Source organism: Actinacidiphila sp. bgisy145 (assembly GCF_057708125.1).
The window spans coordinates 50,530-57,817 of sequence record NZ_JBYIRL010000016.1 but is presented as its reverse complement, the minus strand read 5'-3'; the positions used below and the strand labels follow the sequence as shown (position 1 = coordinate 57,817).

The following is a 7,288-nucleotide window of genomic DNA, read 5'->3' as shown; positions in this document are numbered from 1 at the left end:
GTCGCGCGTCCGCGGGCCCCGCGGCCGGCCGGCGGCCCCGGGCCGGGACCGCCGCACCGCCCGGCCGCCGGCATGCGGGGCGGCACGCGCCCACCGCCGACGCTGTCCGGCCCGCCGGGCTTCCGTGCCGCGGGCGCCGTCGTACGCGTCCGAGCGGGCACCTGACCGGCGGCGTTCCTCGCGGTGCCTGGGCGGCAGGGCCCGCCGGGCCGACGACCGCGGGGGAGCGGTGCCGGGCACGCCTCACGCCAACTTCGCCGCGAGGGCGGCCGCTTCGTCGTCGGTCAGGGCGCCGAGCGCGGTGTGCAGGCGGTCGCGGAGGCGGTCGGCGTGGCCGGCCGGGGTGGGCGGGGCGGCCAGCAGGTCGGTGGCGTCGGTCGGGACCGGCAGCACACCGCGCAGGGTGGCGGTGACGTGGGCCGCGAGCAGGGAGTGGCCGCCGAGGTCGAAGAAGTTGTCGTCGCGGCCGATGCCGGAGATGCCCAGGGCATCGCCCCACGCGCCCGCGACGAGTTCCTCCAGCCGGTCGGACGGCGCCGCGTACGCGTTCTCCAGCGCGGGCCGCGGATGCGGCTGCCCGGCCGCCGCCCCCGCCGCCCCCGGCTCCCCCGCGTACGGCGGGGGCGCGACCCTGTGCCGGGCCCGCTCGAAGGGGTAGGTGGGCAGCACGACCCGCTGCCGTACCCCGTCGGGGGCGACCGCGGGCTCGCCCTCGCCGCCCGCCACCCAGGCGGCCGCCTGCCGCAGCGCGGCCGTGTCTCCGTACGACTCCTCGGCAGCCGCCTCCGCCGCTCCGCCGCCGGGGCGCAGCACCGCCCACTCGGGGCCGTACGACGGCGTGCCGCCCGCGGCCAGCACCCGCAGCGCGGCCAGCGCGCCGTCGCGGTCACCGGCGAGGACCGCGGCGCGGCGGGCGAACCGGGCCCGCCCGGTCAGCAGCGTGAACGCCACCGCGTCGAGCGGCAGTTCGGGGTGCCGCTCCAGGTGCGCGGCCAGCCGGGCGGCCTGCGCCCGGACCGCCCTGTCGCTGCGCGCCGACAGCGGCAGGACGTGCACCCGGCCCGCTCGGGGCGCGGGCGGCCCGGGCCGGGCGGGCGCGGGCGGCGCCTCCTGGAGCACCACGTGGGCGTTGGTCCCGCCGATCCCGAACGTGTGCACCGCCGCGCGCCGCGGCCGCTCCCCGCGCGGCCAGGCGCTCGCCTCCGCGGCGAGCCGGAACGGCGTGCGCGCGAAGTCGATCTCCGGGTGCGGCCGCTGCCAGTTGGCCAGCGGCGGCAGTTCCTCGTGGGCCAGCGACAGCAGCACCTTGACCAGCCCCACCGCGCCCGCCGCCGCCCAGGTGTCGCCGACGTTCGGCTTGTGGGTGCCCAGGCGCAACCTGCCGGGCCCGGCCGAGGCGTACGCCTCCGCGAGCGCGGTGACCTCCAGCGCGTCGCCCATCGGGGTGCCGGTGCCGTGGGCCTCCAGGTAGTCGATGTCGGCCGGTTCGAGCCCGGCCAGCGCCAGCGCTTCGGCGGCCACGTCGGTCTGCGGGTCCACCGCGGGCGCGGTGAAGCCGGCCTTGCCCCCGCCGTCGTTGTTGACCGCGGTGCCGCGGATCAGCCCGAGCACCGGGTCCCCGGCGGCCCGCGCGTCGGACAGCCGGCGCAGCGCGAGGACGGCGACCCCGTCGCCGGGCGTGGTGCCGGACGCGGCCGCGTCGAACGCCCGGCAGTGCCCGTCCGGCGAGTTGACGCCGCCCTCGCGGTGGACGTATCCGGCCCGCTGCGGGAAGTAGACGGTCGCGCCGCCGGCCAGCGCGAGGTCCGACTCGCCCGTGAGCAGGCTCTGCACCGCGAGGTGGACGGCGACCAGCGAGGTGGAGCAGCCGGCCTGCACGGTCACGCTCGGCCCGGTCAGGTCCAGGACGTAGGACACCCGCGGCGCGAGGAAGTCCGCGCTGTTGCCCAGCAGGTGCTGCACCGGCCCGGCGCCCGGCCCGGCCGCGCGCTGGTGCGGGTGCAGGTGGTGGAGGAAGTAGCTGTCCGGGCCGGTGCCGCCGAAGACGCTCACCGCGCGCTCGGCCAGGCCGCGCGGGTCGTAGCCCGCCGACTCCAGCGCCTCCCACGCGCACTCCAGGAACAGCCGGTGCTGCGGGTCCATGACGTCGGCGTCGCCGGGGCTGTAGCCGAAGAAGGCCGCGTCGAAGAACTCGGCGCCCTCCAGCACCGGGCGGGTCCTGACCCGCGCCGGGTCGGCGGCGGCCGAGGGCGGCAGCCCGGCCTCCGCCAGGTCCTCGTCGGTGGACGAGGTGAGCGACTCGGTGCCGGCGCGCAGGATGCGCCAGAAGTCCTCGGGTGTGTCGGCGCCCGGCAGGCGGACGGCCATGCCGACGACGGCGACGGGGTCCACGGAACCGGCGGGCAGCGGTGTGCCGGCAGCCACGATGGTCAACTCCCTTGTGGGTTGGGTGTCGTTGGAGGCGTGCGGGGGCGGGGGCGCGCGGGGGTCCGCGTACGAGTCCGTACGGCCGCGGCGCCGCGGGCGGTGGTCGGTGCGTGGTCGTACGTGGTCAGTACGCGGTCAGTGCGCGGTCAGTGCGCGGAGGCGCCCCAGCCGAGCCGGGTGAGCACCGCGGCGGCGAGGGTGTCCGGGCGCTCCAGCAGGTAGAAGTGGCCGCCGGGGAAGGTCAGATGCTCGAACGGCCCCTGGGTGGTGCGCCGCCACCCCTCGACCTGCGCGGCGGTCACGGTGCCGTCGCCCTCGGCGGCGATCGACACCACGCCGGTGCGCAGCGCCGGCCCGGGGGCGGGCCGGTAGGTCTCCACCAGCCGGTAGTCGTTGCGGACGATGGGCAGCAGGTAGTCGCGCATCTCCGGTTGGTCCAGCAGCGCGGCGGGGGTGCCGCCGGTGTCGCGCAGCATCTCGGCGAAGGCGCCGTCGTCGAGCAGGTGCCGCAGCCGTTCGCGGTCGGGCGGGGCGTGGTAACCGGGGTCGTGGCAGGCCGGGTCGTGGAGGTGCGGAGGGTGCCGCGCGGAGGCGAACAGCCGTTCCACGAGGGCGCCTTGCGCTTCCAGACGGCGCGTCACCTCGTAGCCGACCAGCGCCCCCATGCTGTGGCCGAGGATCGCCAGCCGCCGCCCGGTCAGCGGGAGCAGCGCCTCGGTCACGCGGTCGGCGAGCACGTCCATGGCGTCGACGAGCGCCTCCCCGGCGCGGGCCTCGCGCCCCGGGTACTGCACGGCGCGTACGTCCACCTCCGGCCCGAACCGGACGGCGAGCGAGCGGTAGAAGCCCGCGCTGCCCCCGGCGTGCGGGAAGAGCACCAGGGCCGGCGCGTCCGGGCCGAGCGGGCGGAAGGCGCGCAGCCACGGCGAGCGGGTGGCGTCCGGCGCCCTCATCCGGCGGCCCTGTCGCCCGCGGCCTCGGCGATCAGCCGCCACCACGCCCGCAAGGTCGGCTCCTCGATCATCCGCGCGTAGCCGATCCGCAGCCGGTACCTGCGCAGTCGGGCGGAGATCGCCATCACGCGGACCGACTCGACGCCGAGTTCCAGGAGGTTGTCGTCGTCGCCGACCTGCTCGGGCGCCACGCCGAGGACGTCGGCGACGGTGGCGCGCAGCCGCTCCAGGTCGAGCCGCGGGTCGGAGTCCGGATCGGGGCTCGGGTGGGGGCCCGGGCCGGGCGCGGAGGGGGCTGGTGCGGCGGGGTCGGGTGCGGTGGGCGGGCTGCTCGGATCGGGCGGCGTCACAGGTCTCCCTCGCTCGGTGGACGGCACCGCGGCGGCGCGGCCGGGGCCTCGTACGGCGGTGTCCGCCGCGGATCACACGTGGACACACCGGCGGATGCTAGTTAGGCTCAGTGCGGTTAGGCAAGGCTTGCCTTAGTAATTCGCGACAATGTGTCAGTATGCACACGGCTTCCCGCCGATCCGCCCGACCCGCCGTGCCCGTTCCGCCGCCCGGTCCGCACCCCGCACCGTGGCGCCCCGCACCGCGCCCCCGCCGCCAGACGACACAGGACGGTCCCCCCGTGGCCCCTCACGCCCCCGCCCACGCCCCCGCCCCGGCCCCGCGCTACCTGCACACCCGGGCCGCCGGAGTCCCCGACCCCCTCGCCACCGCCGTCCGGCTCGCCCGGTCCCGCCTCGCCGACCGCTGCGCCGTCTACGAGCAGGACGGCCGCTGGTGGTTCGCCGCCGGCGCCCTCGGCGAGGTGACGGTCCGCCAGGACCGCGTCGAGACCGAGTGGAACGGCGAGCGCCGCGCGGCCCCGCGCACCTGCGGCCACGCCGCACAGGAACTCGGCGCCGCCCTGGCCACCGCACCCGTCGCCGACTGGCGCGCCTACGGCTGGATCGCCTTCGAGAGCGCCGCCGCCGCGATCGGCCGCACCCCGGCCGACCCCGAACAGCCGCTCGCCCACGCCTTCGTACCCGCCGTCGAGGCCGAGATCGGCACCGGCGGGCTCGACGTACGCTGCGCCGCACCCGACCTGCTCCAGCGCGTCCTGGCCGCCGCCCGCACCCCCGGCACCGAAACCGCCCGCCCCGCCCGCCCCCTCGACGTGGAGGCCGAGGGCCCGGCAGCCTACGAACAGGCCGTCGCCGACGCCGTCGCCCGCATCAACCGCGGCGACCTGGAGAAGGTCATCCTCTCCCGCCGCGTCGAAGTGCCCTTCGCGCTGGACTTCCCCGCCACCTACGCGGCCGGGCGCCGCGCCAACACCCCCGCCCGCTCCTTCCTGCTCGACCTGCCGGACCTGCGCGCCGCCGGCTTCAGCCCCGAGACCGTCGCCGAGGTCGGCGCCGACGGCCTCGTCACCTCCCAGCCGCTGGCCGGCACCCGCGCCCGCCACACCGGCGACCCCGAGCGCGACGCCCGCGCCGCCGCCGAACTGCGCACCGACGTCAAGGAGATCTACGAGCACGCCGTGTCCGTCCAGCTCGCCGACACCGAGATGCGCGCCCTGTGCGCACCCGGCAGCGTGGCCGTCGAGGAGTTCATGGCGGTCAAGGAGCGCGGCAGCGTCCGCCACCTCGGCTCCCGGGTCCGCGGCCGGCTGCGCGCGGACCGCACCCGCTGGGACGCCCTGGCCGCGCTCTTCCCCGCCGTCACCGCCTCCGGCATCCCCAAACCCGCGGCGTACGAGGTGATCGCCGCCCACGAACCGGCCCGCGGCCTGTACTCCGGCACCGTGCTGCGCGCCACCGCCGACGGCGACCTCGACGCCGCGCTCGCGCTGCGCACCGTCTACACCCACCAGGGCCGCACCTGGCTGCGGGCCGGCGCGGGCATCGTCGGGGTCTCCCGGCCCGCCCGGGAGTACCGCGAGACCTGCGAGAAGCTCGCCAGCGTCGCGCCCCACCTGGTGCCGGGACCCTGACCCGCGCCCGCCGACGCCGTCCCCGGCCGCCGTCCCGCTGTCCTGTCCCGCCGCCCTGCCCGCACGCGAACCCGCCGAGAGGACCCGCATGCTGCCCGGATGCGTACCCTGGCCCGCCGAAGAAGCCGACCGCCACCGACGCGACGGCTACTGGAAGGGGGAACCGCTCGGCGAGCTGCTGCGCCGCGCCGCCGCCGAACACGGCGACCGCACCGCGCTGGTGGCCCGCGGCGCCCGTATCGGCTACCGGGAACTCGACACCCGCGCCGACGACCTCGCCCGCGGGCTGCTCGCACTCGGGCTGGCCCGCGGCGACCGCGTCGTGGTCCACCTGCCCAACCGGCCCGAGTTCGTCCTCGCCACCTTCGCCCTGCTGCGGATCGGCGCCCTGCCGGTCTACGCCCTGCCCGCCCACCGCGAACGCGAGATCGCCCACCTGTGCGGCTTCGCCGGCGCGCGCGCCTACCTCACCGCCGACCGCTACCTCGGCCACGACCACCGCGACACCGCCCGCCGGGTGGCCGCGCTGAGCGGCGTCGCCCTGCGGCACGTCCTCGTGGCCGGCGACGCCCAGGAGTTCACCGCGCTCGACGCCGTGGAACGCGCCGGCCGCACCCTGCGGCACACCCCGCTGCCCCCGCCCGGCCCCTCCGGCGACGCGGCCCTCTTCCTGCTGTCCGGCGGCACCACCGGCCTGCCCAAACTCATCCCGCGCACCCACGACGACTACGCGTACAACGCCCGCGCCGCCGCCGAGGTCTGCGGCTTCGACCGCGGCACCGTCTACCTCGCCGCCCTCCCGGCCGCCCACAACTTCGCGCTCGCCTGCCCCGGGGTCCTCGGCACCCTCGCGGTCGGCGGCACCGTGGTCCTCCCCGACGACCCGAGCCCGCAGGAGTCGCTGCGGCTGGTCGCCGAGGAGCGCGTCACCGCCACCGCGCTCGTGCCGTCGCTGCTGGCGATGTGGCTCGACGCGCAGGAGTGGCTGCCCGAGGACCTCTCCAGCCTGCGGCTGCTCCAGGTCGGCGGCGCCCGGCCCGACGCCGCCACGGCCGCGCTGGTCCGGCCCGTGCTCGGCTGCACCCTCCAGCAGGTCTTCGGCATGGCCGAGGGGCTGCTGTGCCTGACCCGGCCCGACGACCCCGAGGAACTGGTGCTGTCCTGCCAGGGCCGCCCGCTCAGCCCCGGCGACGAAGTGCGGGTCGTCGACTCCGACGGGCGCCCCGTCCCGCAGGGCGCCGTCGGCGAACTGCTCACCCGCGGCCCCTACACGCTGCGCGGCTACTACCGGCTGCCCGAGCACAACTCCCGTACGTTCACCGGCGGGTGGTACCGCACCGGCGACCTCGTGCGCAGCCTGCCCGGCGGCAACCTCGCGGTCGAGGGGCGCGTGAAGGACGTCATCAACCGCGCCGGGGAGAAGGTCTCCGCCGAGGAGGTCGAGGAGCACCTCGCCGCCCACCCGGCCGTACGGCAGGCCGCCGTCGTCGGCGAGCGCGACCCCGTGCTCGGCGAGCGCATCACCGCGTTCGTCGTCCTGGCCGACGGCGCCCCCTGCCCCACCCCCGCGCAACTGGCCGCCTTCCTCCGCGACCGCGGCGTGGCCGCCTTCAAAACCCCCGACCGCCTCACCGCCCTCCCCGCCCTCCCCCTCACCGCGATCGGCAAACTCGACCGCAAATCCCTCCCCGCCCGCCCGTAAACTCTCGCCCCAGCGACTGGGGAGGACCCGGCCCTGCCCGGCCAGGCCGACCGCACGTCCGCCAACCCCAGGTGTGCGGTGCTGAGGGAGGCGGGGCCGACGGTGGGGCCGAGGGCCAGTCCCGTGGCGGTTACGGCTGACGGCCGTGTCCGCAGTGGCCGGCTGCCGTGCGATGTGCCGCCCGCGGCGGTGACTCGCGGGAGGGCGGGGTGTGGCCTGGTG

At 77.6% G+C, this 7,288-nt stretch carries 5 protein-coding genes; 2 read left to right on the top strand and 3 right to left on the bottom strand.

Annotated features, from left to right (window positions below; all coding sequences use genetic code 11):
* Window positions 1-243 precede the first annotated feature (243 nt).
* From AC3ERT_RS16580 to AC3ERT_RS16570, 3 genes are all read right to left on the bottom strand, one after another.
* Window positions 244-2,424, bottom strand: a complete 2,181-nt coding sequence (locus AC3ERT_RS16580; RefSeq protein WP_435175035.1) for a beta-ketoacyl synthase N-terminal-like domain-containing protein — start codon at window positions 2,422-2,424, stop codon at window positions 244-246.
* A gap of 149 nt (window positions 2,425-2,573) precedes the next feature.
* A complete protein-coding gene (locus AC3ERT_RS16575) occupies window positions 2,574-3,380 on the bottom strand; it encodes a thioesterase II family protein (RefSeq protein WP_435175033.1) in 807 nt (268 codons plus the stop codon).
* On the bottom strand, window positions 3,377-3,730 hold the full coding sequence (locus AC3ERT_RS16570; RefSeq protein WP_435175031.1) for a phosphopantetheine-binding protein: 354 nt from the start codon (window positions 3,728-3,730) through the stop codon (window positions 3,377-3,379). The genes AC3ERT_RS16575 and AC3ERT_RS16570 overlap by 4 nt, the downstream gene beginning before the upstream one ends.
* Window positions 3,731-4,011: 281 nt before the next feature.
* Between AC3ERT_RS16570 and AC3ERT_RS16565 the strand changes: the two genes are divergently transcribed.
* Both AC3ERT_RS16565 and AC3ERT_RS16560 read left to right on the top strand, forming a co-directional pair.
* A complete protein-coding gene (locus AC3ERT_RS16565; protein WP_435175029.1) occupies window positions 4,012-5,364 on the top strand; it encodes a salicylate synthase in 1,353 nt (450 codons plus the stop codon).
* An 88-nt stretch (window positions 5,365-5,452) separates the two neighbouring features.
* Window positions 5,453-7,066, top strand: a complete 1,614-nt coding sequence (locus AC3ERT_RS16560; protein WP_435175027.1) for a (2,3-dihydroxybenzoyl)adenylate synthase — start codon at window positions 5,453-5,455, stop codon at window positions 7,064-7,066.
* Window positions 7,067-7,288 lie beyond the last annotated feature (222 nt).

Bases quoted from the DNA above. Each gene is read 5' to 3' on its own strand.
- AC3ERT_RS16575 (WP_435175033.1), bottom strand. From the start codon at position 3,380: ATGAGGGCGCCGGACGCCACCCGCTCGCCGTGGCTGCGCGCCTTCCGC.
- AC3ERT_RS16560 (WP_435175027.1), top strand. From the start codon at position 5,453: ATGCTGCCCGGATGCGTACCCTGGCCCGCCGAAGAAGCCGACCGCCAC.